Source organism: Providencia manganoxydans (assembly GCF_016618195.1).
In the GTDB taxonomy this organism is placed as follows: Bacteria; Pseudomonadota; Gammaproteobacteria; order Enterobacterales; family Enterobacteriaceae; genus Providencia; species Providencia manganoxydans.
This window is the reverse complement of sequence record NZ_CP067099.1, coordinates 3,621,025-3,642,551: the sequence shown is the minus strand read 5'-3', so window position 1 is coordinate 3,642,551 and position 21,527 is coordinate 3,621,025. Positions and strand designations below refer to the sequence as shown.

Genomic DNA, 21,527 nt, shown 5'->3' with positions numbered 1-21,527 from the left:
TTTAATGAGCCAAGCACTGTTGTGGGAAGTATCACAATCAACTTTGCGTTTATCAGGCACGCTAGGCAGAGAGTCATTATTGGCGTTTTGGGAACAACGTGAGTCACTTGTTGCTCAAACTGAACAAATTGATGTTTCTGGCTTAGAGCATGTTGATTCAACGGGTTTAGCCATGTTAGTGCGCCTCAAAGGTGAATTTGCAACTCAAAAACGTTCACTCAATATCATTGGTATGAGTGATAACTTAACGACACTAATGGAACTCTATGGGGTTAAATCATTACTGTTAAGTTAAGTCAATTTATGTAAAAAAGGGCGCCTCTGCGTGTTTTTGTGCACCGGAGGCGTTTTCTTTGGTTTAAGAATGGCGATGGATCCTTTAGGATAGACGTCTATTTATGTCAGTAAGCGAAAATTATAAATTGAGTCATATATGGAAACCAACGAAATAAAGCAAGTATTGATGGATAAGCTATCTCTGGATGAGGTGATTGTTAATGGTGATGGCAGCCACTTTCAGGTTATTGCCGTCGGCACCATGTTTGAAAATATGAGCAGAGTTAAGCAGCAGCAAGCTGTTTATGCACCGTTAATGGAGTATATTGCGGACAACCGCATTCATGCTCTGTCTATTAAGGCGTATACCCCCGCAGAGTGGGCGCGTGATCGCAAGCTAAACGGTTTTTGATAATAAAACCCGCGAACAGTATTTAAATTATAAAAATACGAGAGTAACCGAATGGATAAATTTTTAGTTAAAGGCCCTACCCGTATAGAGGGTGAGGTAACAATTTCAGGTGCGAAAAATGCCGCACTACCAATTCTGTTCGCTGCGTTGCTGGCTGAAGAACCAGTAGAAATACAAAATGTACCTAAACTTAGGGACATTGACACGACGATCAAGCTTTTGAACCAATTAGGCACTAAAGTGGAGCGTAATGGCTCAATTTTTGTTGATGCCACTAATGTTACAGAATACTGTGCTCCTTACGATTTGGTGAAAACCATGCGTGCTTCTATTTGGGCATTGGCACCTTTAGTTGCTCGTTTTGGACATGGTGAAGTTTCATTACCCGGCGGCTGTGCAATTGGTGCGCGTCCTGTTGATTTACACATCTCAGGACTTGAGCAGCTAGGTGCGCATATTGTTTTAGAAGACGGTTATGTGAAAGCGACCGTTAAAGGCCGTTTGAAAGGCGCTTGCATTGTGATGGATAAAGTCAGCGTAGGGGCTACCGTTTCAATTATGACGGCGGCAACTTTAGCGGAAGGCACAACCACTATCGAAAATGCGGCTCGTGAGCCTGAAATTGAAGATACGGCGAACTTTTTAAATACTCTAGGCGCTAAAATCACAGGTGCGGGCACAGACCGTATCGTGATTGAAGGTGTTGAGCGTTTAGGCGGCGGTACTTATCGTGTGCTACCTGACCGTATCGAAACAGGCACCTTCTTAATAGCCGCCGCCGTCTCGAAAGGAAAAGTAGTTTGCCGCAATGCATGTCCTGATACCCTAGATGCTGTGTTAGCAAAATTGCGTGAAGCAGGTGCAAAAATTGAAGTCGGAGAAGACTGGATCAGCTTGGATATGGAAGGTAAGCGCCCTAAAGCAGTTACTTTACGTACGGCACCACATCCAGGTTTTCCAACGGATATGCAAGCTCAATTCAGCTTATTGAACCTTGTTGCTGAAGGTGCTGGGATGATCACTGAAACGATTTTTGAAAACCGTTTTATGCATATTCCAGAGCTTATCCGTATGGGGGCGCACGCTGAAATTGAAAGTAATACCGTATTGTGCCATGGCGTTGAGAAACTGACCGGTGCACAAGTGATGGCAACAGACTTACGTGCTTCTGCTAGTTTGGTGATTGCTGGGTGTATTGCTGAAGGTACCACGACAGTCGACCGTATCTATCATATCGACCGTGGCTACGAGCACATTGAAGATAAGCTTCGTGGTTTAGGGGCGAATATCCAGCGAGTGAAATCGGAAGATTAAGCAATTTGATTTTCTGAGTTAAAAACAAAAAAGTTGTTCCATAGTGAACAACTTTTTTGATCTTGGAGCGCAGGTTATCCCGCAGGCTCTTCAGGAAGCTCTTCAATGATGACATTAATATCTTTGACTTCACCATTACGTAAGATTTTGACAGAAGCTCTGCTACCGGGGCGAATTTCAGCGACTAAGTCCATTGTTTCGGCGGCGGAAACTGCGGGTTTACCATCGACAGATAAAATAATATCACCTTGATAAATGCCTGCTTTAGCGGCTGGCCCATTAGCAGCAACTTGGAAAACACGCAAACCTTGGATCTGATCGATATTGTTATTATTGGTTCTAATTTGCGGTAGTTCACGTGCGGTGATCCCAATGTAACCACGGATCACTCGGCCATCACGGATCAATTTTTCCATGATCTTGGTGGCAAGAGCAGTCGGTATAGCAAAACTGAGACCTTCAGAACTGAAGCCTTGGCCTGCACTAAATGAAAGCGTATTAATTCCTACAAGTTCACCTTCGCTGTTAATCAATGCCCCACCTGAGTTGCCTGAATTAATTGATGCATCAGTTTGTAGAAAATTTTGTCGGCGAGTAGAGCTTAAGCCGACTCTTCCTGTCGCACTAATGATCCCTTGTGTGACGGTTTGACCTATGTTGTATGGGTTACCAATCGCCAGTACGACATCGCCGACGTGGGTAATGCGTAACTTATTAATTGGGATCACAGGAAGATTTTCAGCTTCGATTTTTAGCACGGCTAGATCAGTTAACGCATCTGAGCCAACTAGCAAGGCATCAAAGATAGAGCCATCTTGAAGTGCAACGAGGATTTGGTCTGGATTATCAACAACATGTTTGTTGGTGATAATATAGCCATTTGAGCTCATGATCACACCTGAACCGAGGGATTTCAGCTCGCGGCCAGACTGCGAGAAACTCCCTTTAGAGCTGCTGTAGACATATACAACAGCAGGCGCTGCTTTGCGAACCGCTTTGTTGTAACTGACGGGTTCACTATCTATTTTACCGTAAAGCAAGTCTGCTAGCCCTTGGGGACGTAAAGAGGGAACCGCAACAATAATAATTAAGGCGGTTAATAGGCCTAACATGGCTGCCCAGAGAAGCTTTTTGACCATAGATATCGAATTTCAGCTTGTTAATAAAGGGAACTTGAGCATAGCATAAAAAAACAGGTACAGCAGTGGGTACTGTACCTGTTGTACTCTTTTATACGCATCATACTTCGAGTCGCAGCGTTATTGACGTCGCTTATTTGTCGCCTAGCTGCGACTCGAACAATTTAGCGTTTATACTCGTTATACTTCAAGTTGCAGGGTTGTTGACTACACTCAGCGAGTCGAGTCATAGAGTTTATCTAGGCTCCCCGCCTATCTTCACTTGTCGCCTACCTGCATCTCGAATTATTTAGAGTATATAAGGCAAAATTAGTTTTTCATCAGCAAGTACAGTGTTTCACCACCACGTAGTACTTTCATTGCCAGAACAGGTGGTTTACCTTCAATCACTTTGCGGAACTGTTCAATATTTTCAACACGAACATCGTTCACACCAAAGATCAAGTCACCTTTAACTAAACCGACTGCGGCAGCAGGGGATTTAGGCGCTACGCTGTCAATTTGCACACCTTTAGTGTTGTTGATGGTCGCATTAGATAATGTTGCACCAAGTAGCGACTCACTCAATTTTTCTGCTTTTGTTGCTTCGCCTTCGTCATTTTCTAAAACGACTTTAACATCCAATGGTTTACCTGAGCGGATCAGACCAATGGTGATTTCTTTACCAATTTGGCTCGTACCAATTTTGGCTCTTAATTCAGCGAAACTATTGATGCGTTTACCATCAACAGATACTAATACGTCACCTGATTTGATACCGGCTTTAGCAGCAGAAGACTTAGGCAATACTTCACTAACGAATGCGCCACGTTGCGCATCGATATTGAATGCTTTAGCGATATCGGAATTCATTTCAGTACCTTTGATACCTAAAATGCCGCGTTTCACTTCGCCATGCTTGATAAGCTGCTCACTGAGGTTTTTCGCCATATTACTTGGGATAGCGAAACCGATACCGATATTACCGCCACCCGGCGCTAATATTGCAGTATTAATACCGATCAATTCACCATTGAGGTTAACCAGCGCACCACCTGAGTTACCACGGTTAATTGAAGCATCTGTCTGGATAAAGTTCTCTAATCCTTCAAGGTTTAGACCACTACGACCTAGCGCTGAAATAATCCCAGAAGTTGCAGTTTGGCCTAAACCAAATGGGTTACCAACCGCAACAGCGAAATCACCAACACGTAATTTATCAGAATCAGCCATGCTAACCGCGGTTAGATTTTTGATATCTTTTGCATTGCTGATTTTTAGTAGGGCAATGTCAGTTTGTGCGTCTTTACCAATCAGTTTAACGTCAATTTCACGTCCATCATTTAACTGAATTTGGATTTTATCCGCGCCATCAATAACATGGTTATTGGTTAGGATATAGCCTTGTGCTGCATCAATGATGACACCAGAACCTAAACCTTCAAATGGTCTAACACTTTGTTGTTGTGAAGGAACATTTGGGCCAAAAAAGAATTTCAGCTCTTCAGGGATCTGTTGGTTTTGTACTCGAGTACCTGACACATGGATATTAACAACAGCAGGCAGAACTTTTTCCAACATAGGTGCCAAGCTAGGCATATTCTGGCTTTGTGCGGTCGCAGGTAATGTTGCTGGTAAAGCCGCACTGCTTACAGAAGGTAATACTGAAAGGGATAACCCTAGACTCATTGCCGCAGCAGTGAGAAAGAAATTTTTTCTTTTCATCATTCCGTAGATTCTCTCAAGAATAAAACTTATCAGGTTGTAGCTGAGCTACACTAATCACGATATTTGCTGATAACTATGACCATGGATTATGCGCAAAAGTTCAGATAACGGATAGTGAATATCCATTCTTTTACATCTATTTACATGACATGTTGATGGGGTTTTAATTTCTATACATTTTTGAAATAAAAAGAAATATTTCAAATGAAATCATATCGCGTTGACTATATTTAATCGATGATTTTATAGCATTAAATATGTTGTTTTTATGTATATGGAAAACGATATTTGGTATTGAATTGCTGAGCTATTCACCAGTAAGTGGAGCTACTGGTGAATAGAATAGATTACTTCTCTTTTTCGTCGATAGGACGAAATAGGCCTGATGCACCATCAGAGTAATCTCTTGGTGGCATTTTGACTGGCGCTTGATCATTATCAGCCTCTGACTCTGTTAGGCGATAATTAAACGGATTATCTTGCGCTGGCATATCTGGCATCAGTTCAGAAGAGCTTTGTGCCATATGTTGATATAGCTGACGGTAGTCACGGGCCATATTATCAAGTAGCTCAGCACTGCGAGCAAAGTGGCCAACGAGCTCTTTACGATACTCTTCTAGTTCCGTGCTTTTTTTGTCTAATTCAGCTTGTGCTGTCTTTTGTTGGCGAAGTTTTGGGTTTCCATAACGAACGACTAATGCGCCGATAATGAAACCAATAACTAGTCCAATTAGTGCATACTCCCAGGTCATGCTGACTCCTTCGTTTACTTCACTGTTCGCAGAAATTAAGCTTGGCTATTTATTATTATACCTGTTAACGAGTGGAATACTAAGGCAAAATTTCTTACTCTTTTATATTCGTCATTCTTCAAGATGTAGGGCTTTCCGTTAGGGGATGGTAGCGCCCCTCAGCTAGCTGATTCACAGAGTTTATCTATGCTCGCGGTCTCTTTTGGCTAGCCGCCTACCTGCATCTCAAATGATATCGAGTACAGTACTCGTTAACTAAACGTTAAATAATAAATGAATCTGGTTATAATGGAGCCAGTGTATACCATATAACGGTAAAAAAACCGAAAATTTTTTAAGGATTATTCAGTTAATGTCGCCGATGACCCCCATTATGCGCTATCAACAAGCCCTTGCTGAAGGTAACTATCAGCCTGATGACGTACAGAAGCGTGCTGTTGAACGTTTAAATGAAATTTATCTACAGTTGGTCGCAACATCCTCTTCAAATGAACAAAATGAGAAGCCTTCGGGTTTAAAGGAGCGTTTAGGTCGTTTGCTAGGTAAAAAACATGTCAATACACAAGAGCCTGTGAAAGGGCTATATATGTGGGGTGGCGTAGGGCGTGGTAAAACGTGGCTGATGGATATGTTCTATGAAAGCTTACCGGGTGACCGCAAACTGCGTTTGCACTTTCATCGATTTATGAAAAAAGTCCAAGAAGACTTGATGGCTTTGCAAGGGCAAGAAAACCCATTAGATATCATTGCCGATGAATTTAAAAAGCAAACCGATATTTTGTGTTTTGATGAATTTTTTGTTTCTGACATTACGGATGCCATGATATTAGGCACCTTACTTGAAGGGTTATTTGCGCGTGGTATCGCATTAGTCGCCACATCAAATATTATCCCTGATGATCTTTACAGAAATGGCTTGCAACGTGCCCGTTTTTTACCTGCGATTGAGCAAATTAAAAAATATTGTGAAGTCATGAATGTTGATGCAGGCGTTGACTACCGTTTACGTACATTGACCCAAGCGCATCTTTATCTTTATCCAATTAATGATGAAAGTCGTCAGCATTTAAATGAAACCTTTATTAAATTAGCGGGTAAGCAGGGGCAACAAAATCCTGTTTTGGATGTAAACCACCGTAAAATGCAGGCGATAAGCTCCGCAGAAGGCGTGTTAGCGATTAGCTTTAAAGCGCTTTGTGAAGAACCTCGTAGTCAAAATGACTATATCTATCTGTCGAATTGCTATCATACCGTTTTGTTGTATGACGTCCCCGCTCTAGGCGTTAAAGAAGAAAACTCGGCTCGACGCTTTCTCGCCCTCGTTGATGAGTTTTATGAGCGTAAAGTAAAGCTGATTATTAATGCGCAAGTGCCTATGGAACAGATTTATCAAGGTAGTTTGCTTACGTTCGAGTACCAGCGTTGCTTATCACGTTTGCAAGAGATGCAAAGTGAAGAATATTTAACAATACCGCATTTATCTTAAATGATATACTCGTCATACTTCAAGTTGCAGCGGTGTTGACTACATTCAGCTAGCCGAGACACATAGTTTATCTATGTTCCCCGACTATCTTCACTTGTCGCCTACCTGCAACTCGAATTATTTAGAGTATTTTAGAGTATATAGAATATAGAGATGATCGGTATTTGTACAAAAAGGCAGCGAATCTTCTTAATGTAATGAAAAAAATGTGTTTGGGGGTCGATTTTTGTTGCTGACTTCTCTATAATCTTGCGACCCCACGTTACAGCGATATTTTTTATTTCCCAAGAAATTTCGCATAATGCCGGCTAGGCTGCTCGAAGGGGTGGGTTTGCTGGACAAGAGTCGTGTGAACCTCACAAAGTTTATGAACATGAGTGTTCACCAACGTGTAACTTTAATATTGGGTAAGTTTTAATGAAAACTTTTACAGCTAAACCAGAAACCGTAAAACGCGACTGGTATGTTGTTGATGCAGATGGCAAAACTTTAGGCCGTCTTGCAACTGAAATTGCTAGCCGTCTGCGCGGTAAGCATAAAGCGGAATATACTCCGCATGTGGATACTGGTGATTACATCATCGTTCTGAATGCAGAAAAAATTGCTGTTACCGGCAAAAAACGCGAAGACAAAATCTACTATCGCCACACTGGCCATGTAGGTGGGATCAAGCAAGCAACTTTCGAAGAAATGATTGCTCGCAATCCTGAGCGTGTGCTTGAAATCGCGGTTAAAGGCATGTTGCCAAAAGGACCTCTGGGTCGTGCAATGTACCGTAAACTGAAAGTTTACGCAGGTAATGAGCACAACCACGCGGCTCAACAGCCGCAAGTTCTTGACATTTAATCGGGATTATAAGCAATGGCTGAAAATCAATACTACGGCACTGGTCGCCGCAAAAGCTCATCTGCTCGTGTCTTTATTAAGCCGGGTAGCGGTAACATCACAATCAATCAGCGTACACTGGAACAATACTTTGGTCGCGAAACTGCGCGCATGGTAGTTCGTCAGCCGCTAGAGTTGGTTGAAATGTTGGAAAAACTGGATCTGTACATCACTGTTAAAGGTGGTGGTATTTCAGGTCAAGCTGGCGCAATCCGTCACGGTATCACTCGTGCACTGATGGCTTATGATGAGACTCTTCGTTCTGATCTGCGTAAAGCTGGTTTTGTTACCCGTGATGCGCGTTCTGTTGAACGTAAGAAAGTGGGTCTGCGTAAAGCACGTCGTCGTCCACAGTTCTCCAAACGTTAATTTATTGCCTTTTGGGCATAAAATTGATGAAAAAACCCGTCTTTATGGCGGGTTTTTTATTGGCTGTAATTTATGATTATTAAGCTCAGTAAGTAATACACTCTATCTATGCGTCTCACCTCTTCATCTTGAAAGAATGATTGGTTTCTAGATAATATTTTTGGCACATAAATGCGTTAGTAATGCTTTGCGTAAGTGATACTTTGATCCAGAATTAAAATTCTTCGAGAGTATTTCTGATAGTGTCACATGACTGAAAACACGATCGTGCATAATTCAATGGAGGAACAAATTAACCGCTAGGTTATGCAACGGCAATTTTACTTGTGCAGTGTTAAAAAATTAAATAAAAAGGGAATATAATTAAGAGAAGGTTATTTTTATCTATACTGTCTAGATAATCCATGACAACCTTGGAGCCTTGTTTAGGGTTTTTAGACTGAATGATTTTATATTTTTAGTGTAATAGTCTAAAATGTGGTTATCGATATAAATTAAGTAATATTTAGTTATGATTTTTTCATCTGTGTCACCCTAAGTTGTACAAAATCTGCTAGAATATGCGACTGCTTTTTATTTTCTAATTTCTCGCTGTATTAATGCGAGAGGGTTGTGCTGGCTTTCATTAAGGATAAATGAAGGTTTTGGCACAGGGGATTTTAATGGGCAAACAGGTAATGATTGCAAATCAGTTACAGTTTAGCTCATTTTTATGCAACTTGGAGGTTTTAATGGCTGTCGCTCCTAATAAACGTTCGGTAATGACATTATTTTCAGGCCCAACCGACATTTTTAGTCATCAAGTCCGTATTGTTTTGGCTGAAAAAGGGGTTAGCGTTGAGATTGAGCATGTCGAACAAGGTCATCTGCCTCAAGACCTGATTGATCTAAACCCATACCAGAGTGTGCCTACTCTTGTTGATCGTGATCTGACCCTATATGACCCACATATTATCATGGAATATCTTGATGAGCGTTTCCCTCATCCTCCATTGATGCCTGTCTATCCGGTTGCGCGAGGTACAAGTCGCCAACTGATGCATCGTATAGAAAAAGATTGGTACTCTTTGATGAGCAAAATTGAGAAGGGTACTGCACAAGAAGCGGATAATGCACGTCGCCAATTGGCTGAAGAACTCATCGCTGTTTCTCCTGTTTTTGCTGAAATGCCTTTCTTTATGAGTGATGAATTCAGCTTAGTTGATTGTTATTTAGCGCCACTATTATGGCGTTTGCCAGTACTTGGTATTGAGCTAAAACCATCTAGCAGCAAACATCTGCAAATGTATATGCAGCGCGTTTTCGAACGTGACGCATTCTTAGCTTCATTAACTGAATTAGAACGCGAAATGCGTCTTTCGGCACGAGGCTAAGTGGCATGATGGAAATGGCGCCTATGACACCTCGACGCCCTTATCTATTACGAGCACATTATGAATGGCTGCTCGATAATGATATGACACCGCATTTGGTGGTTGATGTCACAGTTCCAAATACCCTCGTTCCAATGGAATTTGCGCGTGATGGACAAATTGTTTTGAACGTCGCCCCACGTGCTGTAGGCAACTTTGAGATCACCAATGACGAAGTCCGCTTCAATGCGCGGTTTGGCGGCGTACCTCGTCAGGTATATGTTCCGATGGCCGCGATTATTGCAATTTATTCACGCGAAAACGGTGCGGGTATGATGTTTGAACCTGAAACCGCTTATGAAGAGCAACAATCTGCGGAGCTTGAAGTGGTTGAGAGCAATCCGGCAGAAGGTATCACGTTAGTTCATGAGTCTGAACCCGAGAGCGATGAACATTCATCATCTGATGATGAACCAACGCCACCCCCGAAAGGTCGGCCGTCTCTTCGAGTTATCAAGTAGTATTGGGTCTCAAAAATGTTAGGCAGAGGATACCCCTCTGCCTTTTTACGTTAAACACCCATAAAACACAATATACCATCAGCGGCTTTACGGCCTTCTGCAATCGCAGTCACCACTAAATCAGAGCCTCGAACGATATCACCACCAGCAAATATTTTCGGATTTGATGTTTGATAAGACATCAATTCATCACTATTGGCAATGATACGCCCTTGATTATCTAACTGAACGCCATGATCAGCGAGCCATGGCATCGCGTGTGGGCGGAAGCCAAATGCAGTGATGACGGCATCAGCAGGGAGTAAATATTCTGAGCCTTCAATAGCTTCTGCTTGGGCTCGTCCTCCGTTGGTGGTAACCATCTGTGTTTTGATGACCTTTACGCCACAGACATTCCCTTGTTGGTCAACTTCAATACTGATTGGCTGTAAGTTAAATAGAAATTCAGCACCTTCTTCACGGGCATTTTTCACTTCTCTTGGTGAGCCAGGCATGCTTGCTTCGTCACGACGATAGGCACAGCTGACTTTTTTAGCGCCTTGGCGAATAGCTGTTCTTACGCAATCCATCGCTGTGTCACCCCCTCCAAGTACGATAACTCGTTTATTTTTAAGGTCGATATAAGGCGCATCAGGTTGATTGTCGAATTCCATCAATTGACGTGTATTGGCAATAAGATAAGGTAAGGCATCATGAACACCTTTAGCATCTTCGTTAGCTAATTGTCCTTTAGTCGATTGATAAGTGCCTGTGCCAATAAATACCGCATCATATTCATCGATTAGGCTATTTAAAGAGATATCTTTTCCAACTTCAGTGTTGAGTTTGAATTCGATCCCCATTGAAGTAAAAATTTCTCTTCTGCGGATCATAATTTCCTTTTCGAGTTTGAACGCTGGAATACCAAAAGTGAGTAATCCACCGATTTCTGGGTGGCGATCATAGACCGTGGCTTGCACACCATTGCGCGCTAATACATCTGCACAAGCGAGCCCTGCGGGTCCTGCTCCAATGATTGCTACACGTTTGTTTACTGGGACAACATGGGATAGGTCTGGGCGCCAGCCCATAGCAAATGCGGTATCGTTTATATAACGTTCGATATTACCGATGGTAACAGCACCAAAGTCGTCATTTAACGTACAAGCACCTTCGCAGAGACGATCTTGGGGACACACTCGCCCACAGACTTCAGGTAAACTGTTTGTCTGATGAGAAAGCTCCGCAGCTTCGATAATACGTCCCTCATTCGCTAATTTGAGCCAATTAGGAATGTAGTTATGAACAGGACATTTCCATTCACAGTAAGGATTGCCACAGGAAAGGCAGCGATCGGCCTGTGTTTGTGCTTGAATGGCACTGAACGGTTCATAAATTTCAACAAATTCAATTTTGCGTACGTTCAACGTCTTTTTTGGCGGATCAACGCGCTGTAAGTCGATAAATTGATAAACATTTTGGCTCATTTTTCTCTCCTTACTGTGCTTGAACGCGTAATTCGGCGGCTGAACGACTACGGTGTCCAAGTAGTGCATTGACGTCACTTGATTTTGGTTTGACTAATGCAAAACGGCTTACCCAATTTTCCCAGTCCGCTAAAATGGTTTCACCACGAGCTGAGTGAGTTAAGCGAACGTGTTCGGTAATTAGCCCGCGTAGGTGTTCTGCATGGATGGGTAAATCATTCACTGATAATAACTCAACCATTTCATTATTGACTCTACGCGAAAAATTTTCTTCCTCATCAAGTACATAAGCAAAACCGCCAGTCATCCCTGCACCAAAGTTGATCCCCGTGTTTCCGAGTACACACACGATACCGCCTGTCATATATTCACAGCCATTATCGCCAATGCCTTCAATGACCGCGGTTGCACCTGAATTACGAACGGCAAAACGCTCGCCTGCCAGTCCAGCGGCATACAGTTTACCGCCTGTGGCACCATATAAACAGGTGTTACCTGCAATGGTGGTTTTATGGGTTGCAAATGAAGAACCAACCGGTGGGCGGATCGCGATTATTCCCCCTGTCATGCCTTTGCCTACATAGTCATTAGCATCACCGGTTAAAATCAGTTCAACACCACCTGCATTCCATACACCGAAACTTTGCCCTGCGGTACCTGTAAAACAAAATTGTAATGGCGATGCTGCAAAACCTTGATCACCAAAGCGGCGAGCGATTTCACCTGATAAGGCAGCACCGATTGAGCGGTCGGTATTCATAATGTCATAGAAAAAGGTTTTTGATTGTTTTTTATCCAAATAAGGTTTGGCATCATGCATAATGCGTTGATTAAGTCGCCCCTCATCAAAAGGAGGGTTGTTTTCGGTACAAAAAACGGCAGCGCCGGCATGAGGTTCACTAGTTTCTAATAGGCTCTGTAGGTTAATTTTGCTTTGTTTTGCCGTTGTGCCTTCAATAATTTCAAGCAAATCAGTACGACCGATTAAATCAGTGAGTTTGGTAACACCCAATTTAGCCATAAGTTCGCGTGTTTCTCTGGCAATAAAGCGGAAGTAGTTGATCACACGTTCAGGCAAGCCATGATAGTGGTGTTGGCGCAATGTATCATCTTGAGTTGCAACACCTGTAGCGCAGTTATTGAGATGGCAGATCCGTAAATATTTGCAACCAAGGGCAACCATTGGGCCAGTCCCGAAACCAAAACTTTCAGCACCTAAAATAGCCGCTTTGATGATATCTAACCCTGTTTTTAAGCCCCCGTCGGTTTGTAAACGGATTTTATGACGTAAGCCATTAGCGACTAATGCCTGCTGAGTTTCAACAAGGCCGAGTTCCCACGGGCATCCTGCATATTTAACGGATGATATAGGGCTAGCACCGGTTCCGCCATCGTAACCTGCAACAGTGATTAAGTCTGCATAGGCTTTTGCAACTCCTGTTGCAATAGTGCCGACACCTGGCTCAGATACCAGTTTTACGGAAATCAATGCATTAGGATTGACTTGTTTAAGGTCAAAAATCAGTTGTGCTAAGTCTTCGATTGAATAAATATCATGATGTGGTGGCGGTGATATTAATGTTACCCCCGGCACTGAGTAACGTAAACGTGCGATATAAGGGGTGACTTTATCACCGGGTAATTGACCGCCTTCACCCGGTTTTGCACCTTGTGCCACTTTAATTTGGATAACGTCTGCATTCACTAAATAGGCAGGGGTCACACCAAAGCGACCTGAAGCCACCTGTTTGATGCGTGAACGTTTTTGTGTGCCATAACGAGCAGGATCTTCACCACCTTCACCTGAATTGGAAAAGCCGCCCAGCGTATTCATTGCGATGGCTAATGCTTCATGCGCCTCTGGGCTTAGTGCACCAATCGACATCGCGGCAGTATCGAAACGTGAGAACAAGGCTTCTTCGGGTTCAACATCATCCAAAGAAATCGCCTTAGTGTTGGTTTTTAAGTTCAGTAGATCACGAAATGTCGCCGCAGGGCGGTTATTTACCAATTGTGCATATTTTAGATAATCAGCGTAATCGCCGCTATGCACAGCTTGTTGCAGCGTTTTCACGACATCAGGGTTATAAGCGTGGTACTCGCCATTATGCATATATTTGAGTAAGCCACCTTGTTCTATAGGTAGCCGTGGTAACCATGCTTTACGTGATAAATTAAATAAATCTAATTCAAAGTCACTAAAGCTAGCCCCACTAATTCGGCTAACAACGCCATCAAAACACAATTGGGTGACTTCTTCATGTAGCCCAACAGCCTCAAATAACTTAGCACAACGGTATGAAGCAATTGTCGAAATGCCCATTTTCGACATGATTTTATATAGTCCCTTGTTGATGCCATTGCGATAATTTAATAGCACTTTATTGAGTGGCTTATCAAATAATTGGCTTTCGGACATGGCAGCTAAGGATTCATAGGCTAAGTAAGGATAAATGGCAGTTGCACCAAAACCGAGCAGTACGGCGAAATGGTGCGGATCTCTCGCGCTGGCGGTTTCAACGATTAGGTTAGCATCACAGCGCAAATTATTTTCGACTAAACAATGCTGTATGGCTCCCACAGCCATAGCTGCTGGGATTGGTAGGCGTTCAGGCGAAATTTGGCGATCAGAAAGGACTAACATGACTGCGCCGTCTCGTACTTTTTGTTGCGCCTCTTGACAGAGTTGTTCAATCGCTTGTTTTAAAGAGTAAGCCGAAGGCTGATAAGTGATTTCAACCGTTTCTATTTTGTAATAACGGCTATCTTGTTGATGTAATTGTTGAAAATCAGAATAGAGTAAAATGGGAGATTTAAAACTGAGCCGATGAGTTTGACCTTCAGCTTCACAGAACACATTCATTTCACGACCAATACAAGTGGCAAGTGACATGACATGTGCTTCCCTTAGTGGATCTATCGGGGGATTGGTTACCTGAGCGAATAGCTGCCTAAAGTAGTCATAGAGTACACGGGGGCGCTGCGAGAGTACCGCGAAAGGTGTATCATCACCCATCGAACCAGTTGCTTCTTGACCATTTTCACCAAGCACCCGAATGACTTGCTCAAGTTCCTCGCTGGTATAGGCAAATTGTTTTTGATAAGTAGCCAGTGTTTGGTTATCCATCGAACGTTGCCCTACCGCATTTTGCTCTTGTTTCATTGATTCATATGGCGTTAAACGGATAACGTTTTTTTCTAGCCATAACTTATATGGATGGCGGCTTTTTAGATCATTATCTGTGTCTGCACTATGAAGGATCCGTCCTTCTTGGGTATCGATCAGCATGAGTTCACCGGGGCCAACTCGGCCTTTTTCAACCACCTCATCCGGTTGGTAATCCCAAATCCCGACTTCAGAAGCACAAGTGATGAGTCTATCTTTGGTGATCACATAGCGTGCTGGACGTAAGCCATTTCGGTCGAGGTTACAAGCAGCATAGCGCCCATCGGACATAACAAGACCCGCAGGGCCATCCCAAGGCTCCATATGCATTGAATTAAAATCAAAGAAAGCTTTGAGATCATCATCCATATCAGGGTTATTTTGCCAAGCGGGTGGAACTAATAAGCGAATAGCACGGATCAGATCCATTCCGCCGTTGAGTAGTAGCTCTAGCATGTTATCGAGAGAGCTGGAGTCCGAACCAGTTTCGTTAACAAAAGGCGCAGCTGTTTGTAAATCAGGGATCAGTGGCGTGCGAAATTTGTATGAACGCGCCCGTGCCCATTGGCGGTTACCTGTGATGGTATTGATTTCGCCATTATGTGCTAAGTAACGAAATGGCTGTGCAAGAGGCCAGCGTGGTACGGTATTGGTTGAAAAACGCTGATGGAATAGGCAAATCGCTGACTCCATGCGTAGATCAGCTAAATCAGGGAAAAAGCGAGGTAAGTCCGTCGCCATACACAGCCCTTTGTAAACCGTTACAAGGTTTGAGAGGCTGCAAATATAAAAATCGCTATCGGTGATCCGTTTTTCTATGCGACGACGAGCCACAAATAAGCGTCTTTCAAGATCACGAGGGCGCCAGCCTGCGGGCGCGTTAATAAATAATTGTTCTATCTTTGGAAGGCTAGATAGGGCGATACTCCCAAGGATATCTCGATTAATAGGAACCTCACGCCAGCCTACGATAGCAAGGGTTTCATCTAAAATTTCTTCTTCAATAATACGGCGGCAGTCAGCCGCAATGGTTTCATCTTGGCTGAGGAAGATCATACCTACGGCGTAGTTGCGCGCTAAACGCCAGCCATGTTCTTCAGCAACTAAGTGAAAGAAACGATCGGGTTTTTGTAATAGTAATCCACATCCATCACCGGTTTTTCCATCAGCAAGGATTGCTCCTCGATGCTGCATTCTAGCCAGAGCGTGGATCGCCGTTCTGACAATTTTATGACTAGGTTCGCCTTCTATATGAGCGATTAGGCCGAAACCGCAATTGTCTTTTTCTAGTTTTCGATTATACAGCATGTGAATCTTCTCCCATCGTCATCGCTTCTTGACTACAACATTGCTTATCCATTTATTTATTTGTTGACTATTAACCGTGGTCTATCTTCTGCGCACACCAAACAACAGCGTCAATAAGCCGCTGTTTTTCATTTTTAATAAAAATAAACAGTAGTGGGGATAATGATTATGTATACGTCATCATAAGAGAGGGCAGTACACGGTAAGGTTTTAAATTAGCGAGATTCTTTTTCTAGGTCAAATCATGCGTAATAAACATTATTTGCGATATAAAATAATGTCATTTGTTTGATTATGAAAGAAAAAGTCACTAAAAATGCTTTTGTGATAAAGGTCTTGTTTTCCGAAATACTGTGATACACATCACTATATAACTTAGGTTTTTTAATGCATCTCTATTGATTTTTACTTATTAATTAAGTTTATATGTTGTGTTTTTAATTTTAATTGGTTTTTTATTTTGTTTTTTGCTGTTTTATAAAATTAATAATACAGGTGATGGATATGAAAAATACTTATGCCATTGAAAGTTAAAAGATATCACCGTGTTATGATAGTCTATATGGGTTAAGTCATGTTAGGTAACGCCTTATTTTATTTTGGAATATAGACGTTCTTAATATCAGTTATATGAATCGAACATGGTTAAAGTGGGTATGGATAGCAAAAGTCCACCTTGATTGATGCGCAAGATCGACATTTTTTATCAACAGTTATTCGAGTTTGCGTTAATTGATATATGATTCAGCAAGGAACATATTGAGGGGTGGTTATGAAAGTGCTTCGTGGTCTTGCGCAGTATTATGTCGATCTCATGATGAAGCTTGGCTTAGTCAGGTTTTCTCTTTTGCTGGCATCTGCATTAGTTGTGCTGGCAATGATAATGCAAATGGCCGTCACAATTGTATTGCGAGGTCAAGTTGATAGCCTTGATTTGGTAGGCTCTATTTTCTTTGGTTTAATTATTACACCATTAGCCGTTTATTTTTTATCCGTAGTTGTCGAGCAACTTGAAGAGTCTCGGCAACGCCTCTCCCGCATGGTGGATAAATTAGAGGTGATGCGGAAACGTGATGCAGAACTGAATACCCAATTACAAGGAAATATTGAGCAATTAAATCAAGAAATTATTGAACGTGAAAAAGCTGAGAGCGCTCACCTCGAATTATTGGAACAACTGAAGCAGGAAATGAAGCATCGAGAGCAAACCCAAGTTGAGTTGGAGCAGCAATCGGTGCTGTTGCGCTCATTTCTTGATGCATCTCCTGATCTGGTTTATTACCGTAATGAAAATAATGAGTTTTCGGGGTGTAACCGTGCGATGGAGCTACTGACTGGTAAAAGTGAAAAACACCTTGTTGGTTTAACGCCATTGGATATTTACGATGTCGAAATTGCTTCCAAAGTTATGGAGACTGACGAAAAAGTCTTCCGTCACAATGTTTCGTTAACTTATGAGCAGTGGCTGGTTTATCCTGACGGGCGAAAAGCCTGTTTTGAATTACGTAAAGTGCCTTTTTATGATCGTGTAGGTAAACGACATGGGCTTATGGGCTTTGGGCGTGATATTACAGAGCGTAAGCGCTATCAAGAAGCGTTAGAGAACGCGAGTAGGGATAAAACCACCTTTATTTCCACCATCAGCCATGAGCTGCGTACGCCACTTAATGGCATTGTTGGGTTAAGCCGTATTTTGCTCGATACTGACCTGACAACTGAACAAATGAATTATTTAAAAACTATCCATGTCAGTGCAGTCACGTTAGGTAATATTTTTAATGACGTTATTGAAATGGATAAGATTGAACGTCGTAAAGTGCAATTGGATAATCAGCCTATTGCGTTACCTGAATTTGTTAATGATCTCGAAAACTTAAGTGGCCTTTTGGTACAACCGAAAGGGCTCAAATTTGTTATGGATGTGGCAGCTGGATTACCTGAAAAAGTGCTGACAGACGGTACACGTTTACGACAAATTTTATGGAATTTGATTGGTAATGCCGTCAAGTTTACTCAGCAAGGTGAAGTCAAATTAAGTATTTGGCGGGAAGGAGAGAATAAACTGTTTTTCCGTGTTCAAGACAGTGGTATTGGTATCCCAAAAGATGAGCTGGATAAGATTTTTGCTATGTATTATCAAGTGACTGATAGTGCTGGTGGTAAACCTGCAACAGGAACGGGAATCGGTTTATCGGTATCACGTCGCTTAGCACAAAATATGGGTGGAGACATTCAAGTCGAGAGTGAGATTGGCGAAGGTTCAACGTTTACCCTTTCGATTGTCGCGCCAGTGGTTGAAGAAGAAATCATCGACTCACAAGAAAATGATGATGATTATCCATTGCCTGCATTGCATATCTTGTTAGTTGAAGACATTGAGCTGAATGTGGTTGTGGCATGCTCTGTGCTAGAAAAATTGGGTAATACTGTGGATGTCGCCATGAATGGTAAAGAGGCGTTATCATTATTTGCACCGGGTGAGTATGATTTAGTGTTACTGGATATTCAACTGCCAGATATGACTGGTATGGATATTGCCCGTGAGTTGAACCAACGTTATAGCAAAGATGATTTACCGCCATTAATTGCTTTGACCGCAAATGTGCTGAAAGATAAACAAGAGTACTTTGATGCAGGAATGGATGGTGTTTTAAGCAAGCCTCTATCGGTTACAGCGCTTAAACAGGTTATTGAGCAATTCTGGGGTGAACATGCGCAAGAAACCTCTCAGGATAGCTTACAAGAGGTTTCTATGGAGAAAAACGATACTATTTTAGATTGTGAGATGCTCGAGCAGTACATGGAGTTAGTCGGCCCTAAGTTAATTTATGATGGTCTTGAAGTGTTTGAGAAGATGATCCCAGGTTATTTAGCAATTTTAGACTCAAACATGGTGGCTAAAGATCAGAAAGGAATTGTTGAAGAAGCGCATAAAATTAAAGGTGCTGCTGGCTCAGTTGGTTTGAAAAACTTACAAAAAATTGCGCAACAAATTCAATCTCCTGAATTGCCTGCTTGGTGGGATAATGTTCAAGAGTGGGTTGATGAGTTGAAGCAGGATTGGAAGTCAGATATAGAAACTTTGAGAAACTACGTTGATAGACGTACAAAAAAATAACCCCAACCGAAGTTGGGGTGCGCGAATACTGCGCCAACACCAGGGAAAACGTTGATCTACCTATGGTTTTCTTTCTGGGCAGATCTTTGGAATCTGTTTACTGCTTTAGAGAATAACACCAAGATACCAAATATTAGCGATTTTGTTACAAGATTCATTAAAATCTGTGATGAAGATTGATGTTTATTCCCTTTTTGCGGTACAGAGATAATTTACTACAAATGGAGCAAGATATGAAATCAATTGCGGTTATTTTAAGTGGATGTGGTGTTTTTGATGGAAGCGAGATCCATGAATCAGTATTAACTATGCTTTCTTTGAGTAAAAATAATGCTGAAGTCCATTTTTTTGCACCTAACGAAAGTCAAGCTACTGTTATTAATCATGTTACCGGTGAGGCAAAAACAGATAATCGTAATCAAATGGAAGAGGCTGCTCGTATTTCACGTGGAAAAATAGCGCCTTTGTCTTCCGCAGAGGCTGATAAGCTAGATGCCCTTATAATTCCTGGTGGTTTTGGTGCAGCAAAGAATTTATGTGATTTCGCTACACGTGGAAGTGAGTGTGAAATTAATAAAGAACTATTAAGTTTAGTGCGGCAAATGCATCAGCAAAAAAAGCCACTAGGTCTGATGTGTATTGCTCCGGTGATGTTACCTAAGTTACTAAACACTTCAGTTGAATTAACGATTGGTAATGATCCGGAAACGATTGCTCAGATTGAAAAAATGGGCGGTAAGCATATTACCTGTAGCGTGGATAATATTGTAGTAGATCATACTAACAAAGTCGTAACAACACCTGCTTATATGCTGGCGCAATCAATCTCAGAGGCTGAAATAGGGATTAATAAACTCGTTGAGAAAGTATTAGAAATGGCGTAATTCACTCTATGATGAAACCTATTTCTCGATTATGGCACTGGTTAAAGCGAATTTTGCTTTCATTAATCGCTTTTTGGTTTTTAACCGTTATTGCGTTTAAATTCTTGCCAGTGCCATTTTCGGCTGTCATGGTAGAAAGGCAGTTGTCCGCATGGAAAACATTAAATTTTTCTTATGTCTCTCGTTCCGAGTGGGTTGATGAAAATCACATTTCTCCTTACTTATATTTGGCTGTAATCGCAGCAGAAGATCAAAATTTCCCTCATCATTGGGGTTTTGATCTTGAAGCAATAGAGAAAGCTTATAAGCATAATATGAGTAAAAAAACCACAATAAGAGGGGCGTCTACTATCTCTCAACAGACGGTGAAAAACTTATGGTTATGGGATGGACGAAGCTGGATAAGAAAAGGATTAGAAACTGCCATGACTCCTATTATGGAGCTTTTGTGGTCTAAAACACGGATATTGACAGTTTATTTGAATATTGTGGAGTTTGGTGACGGTGTTTTTGGTGTAGAAGAGGCATCAAAACAATTTTTTAAAAAGTCAGCAAATCAACTAACTATGGAAGAAGCTGCCTTATTAGCTGCTGTTTTACCAAATCCTCATAAGTTTAAAGTTAAATCACCGTCTTCTTATGTATTAAAGAGGCAAGCGTGGATCTTGAATCAAATGTACCTTCTTGGTGGTAGGAATTATCTGAAAAATAATGGCGTGGGTTCGATACAATAAAAAAGTCATGAATTTTTACTCATGACTTTTTATTTTATAACAATATATTATTGTTTATGATTAATTAAGATAAGTGAATGCAGTCGTTACTCGACGAACACCATCTGTTTCACTGGCAATTTTTGCCGCTGCATCACCTTCCTGTTTGGTTAGAACACCTAACAGGAAAACTTCACCATTTTCAGTAATGACTTTGACACTCGATGATTTCACAGCGTCACTGGTCAGGATTTTAGATTTAACCTTAGTGGTTATCCATGTATCTTTTGATGCTGTGCCTAAATCAACGGGCTCACCTTGACGCACTTCGTTGTAGACGGCACTGGTTCCCTCAACATTGGCTGCGATTTGTTTAGCGCGCTCAGCCCATGATAGATCAGGGCTTTGCCCCGTCAGTAGAACATTGCCTTTATAGGCAGTCGCAATAATCCGTGCTTTACCTGTAATCTCTTTATCTTTATTCAATTGACCGCTAACACGAGCTTCTAGTGTGCCATCATCAACCTGTTGACCAACGGTACGTGGATCTGTGGCGCTTTTGGTGGCAACGGCAGCTGAACCCACTACGGCAGCACCGATACAGCCTTGTAGCATTGTCATACTCATGAGTATGGCTACTATTGGGAGTAATCGCATTT

At 42.0% G+C, this 21,527-nt stretch carries 17 protein-coding genes; 11 read left to right on the top strand and 6 right to left on the bottom strand.

The window, feature by feature from the left end:
- Positions 1-4 precede the first annotated feature (4 nt).
- From mlaB to murA, 3 genes are all read left to right on the top strand, one after another.
- Positions 5-295, top strand: a complete 291-nt coding sequence (gene mlaB, locus JI723_RS16540; RefSeq protein WP_070928938.1) for a lipid asymmetry maintenance protein MlaB — start codon at positions 5-7, stop codon at positions 293-295.
- 138 nt (positions 296-433) lie between these two features.
- On the top strand, positions 434-688 hold the full coding sequence (ibaG, locus tag JI723_RS16535) for a BolA family iron metabolism protein IbaG (RefSeq protein ID WP_070928937.1): 255 nt from the start codon (positions 434-436) through the stop codon (positions 686-688).
- A 51-nt stretch (positions 689-739) separates the two neighbouring features.
- A complete protein-coding gene (gene murA / locus JI723_RS16530) occupies positions 740-2,002 on the top strand; it encodes a UDP-N-acetylglucosamine 1-carboxyvinyltransferase (RefSeq protein ID WP_272580714.1) in 1,263 nt (420 codons plus the stop codon).
- 74 nt (positions 2,003-2,076) lie between these two features.
- Here murA and degS read toward each other — a convergent pair whose 3' ends face one another.
- From degS to zapG, 3 genes are all read right to left on the bottom strand, one after another.
- On the bottom strand, positions 2,077-3,141 hold the full coding sequence (degS, locus tag JI723_RS16525) for an outer membrane-stress sensor serine endopeptidase DegS (RefSeq protein ID WP_272580713.1): 1,065 nt from the start codon (positions 3,139-3,141) through the stop codon (positions 2,077-2,079).
- Positions 3,142-3,450: 309 nt separating this feature from the next.
- Positions 3,451-4,845, bottom strand: coding sequence for a Do family serine endopeptidase (locus JI723_RS16520; protein ID WP_272580744.1), 1,395 nt, complete (start codon positions 4,843-4,845; stop codon positions 3,451-3,453).
- Positions 4,846-5,195: 350 nt separating this feature from the next.
- A complete protein-coding gene (gene zapG, locus JI723_RS16515) occupies positions 5,196-5,600 on the bottom strand; it encodes a Z-ring associated protein ZapG (RefSeq protein ID WP_070928933.1) in 405 nt (134 codons plus the stop codon).
- 352 nt (positions 5,601-5,952) lie between these two features.
- Between zapG and zapE the strand changes: the two genes are divergently transcribed.
- From zapE to sspB, 5 genes are all read left to right on the top strand, one after another.
- A complete protein-coding gene (gene zapE, locus JI723_RS16510; protein WP_337979566.1) occupies positions 5,953-7,086 on the top strand; it encodes a cell division protein ZapE in 1,134 nt (377 codons plus the stop codon).
- Between the two features lie 417 nt (positions 7,087-7,503).
- Positions 7,504-7,932 (top strand): 50S ribosomal protein L13, encoded by a 429-nt coding sequence (gene rplM / locus JI723_RS16505; protein ID WP_070928932.1) that lies wholly within the window; start codon positions 7,504-7,506, stop codon positions 7,930-7,932.
- A gap of 15 nt (positions 7,933-7,947) precedes the next feature.
- Positions 7,948-8,340: a 30S ribosomal protein S9 gene (gene rpsI, locus JI723_RS16500; RefSeq protein ID WP_004258235.1), complete on the top strand. Its 393-nt coding sequence runs from the start codon at positions 7,948-7,950 to the stop codon at positions 8,338-8,340.
- A gap of 731 nt (positions 8,341-9,071) precedes the next feature.
- Positions 9,072-9,713, top strand: coding sequence for a stringent starvation protein SspA (gene sspA, locus JI723_RS16495; protein WP_070929018.1), 642 nt, complete (start codon positions 9,072-9,074; stop codon positions 9,711-9,713).
- Positions 9,714-9,718: 5 nt separating this feature from the next.
- Positions 9,719-10,213: a ClpXP protease specificity-enhancing factor gene (gene sspB, locus JI723_RS16490; protein ID WP_081335975.1), complete on the top strand. Its 495-nt coding sequence runs from the start codon at positions 9,719-9,721 to the stop codon at positions 10,211-10,213.
- Between the two features lie 50 nt (positions 10,214-10,263).
- On the opposite strand, the gene JI723_RS16485 is transcribed toward sspB, so the two are convergent.
- Entirely contained in the window at positions 10,264-11,679 is a 1,416-nt protein-coding gene (locus tag JI723_RS16485; RefSeq protein WP_272580711.1) for an FAD-dependent oxidoreductase, read from the bottom strand.
- A gap of 10 nt (positions 11,680-11,689) precedes the next feature.
- Positions 11,690-16,153: a glutamate synthase large subunit gene (gltB, locus tag JI723_RS16480; RefSeq protein ID WP_337979565.1), complete on the bottom strand. Its 4,464-nt coding sequence runs from the start codon at positions 16,151-16,153 to the stop codon at positions 11,690-11,692.
- 772 nt (positions 16,154-16,925) lie between these two features.
- On the opposite strand from gltB, the gene arcB reads away from it, so the two are divergent.
- From arcB to mtgA, 3 genes are all read left to right on the top strand, one after another.
- Positions 16,926-19,271 (top strand): aerobic respiration two-component sensor histidine kinase ArcB, encoded by a 2,346-nt coding sequence (gene arcB / locus JI723_RS16475; protein WP_140180919.1) that lies wholly within the window; start codon positions 16,926-16,928, stop codon positions 19,269-19,271.
- Positions 19,272-19,504: 233 nt separating this feature from the next.
- Entirely contained in the window at positions 19,505-20,155 is a 651-nt protein-coding gene (elbB, locus tag JI723_RS16470; RefSeq protein WP_272580709.1) for an isoprenoid biosynthesis glyoxalase ElbB, read from the top strand.
- An 8-nt stretch (positions 20,156-20,163) separates the two neighbouring features.
- Complete coding sequence (gene mtgA / locus JI723_RS16465; protein ID WP_070928927.1) at positions 20,164-20,889, top strand: monofunctional biosynthetic peptidoglycan transglycosylase; 726 nt, start codon at positions 20,164-20,166, stop codon at positions 20,887-20,889.
- A gap of 60 nt (positions 20,890-20,949) precedes the next feature.
- On the opposite strand, the gene dolP is transcribed toward mtgA, so the two are convergent.
- Complete coding sequence (gene dolP / locus JI723_RS16460; RefSeq protein ID WP_070928926.1) at positions 20,950-21,525, bottom strand: division/outer membrane stress-associated lipid-binding lipoprotein; 576 nt, start codon at positions 21,523-21,525, stop codon at positions 20,950-20,952.
- Positions 21,526-21,527 lie beyond the last annotated feature (2 nt).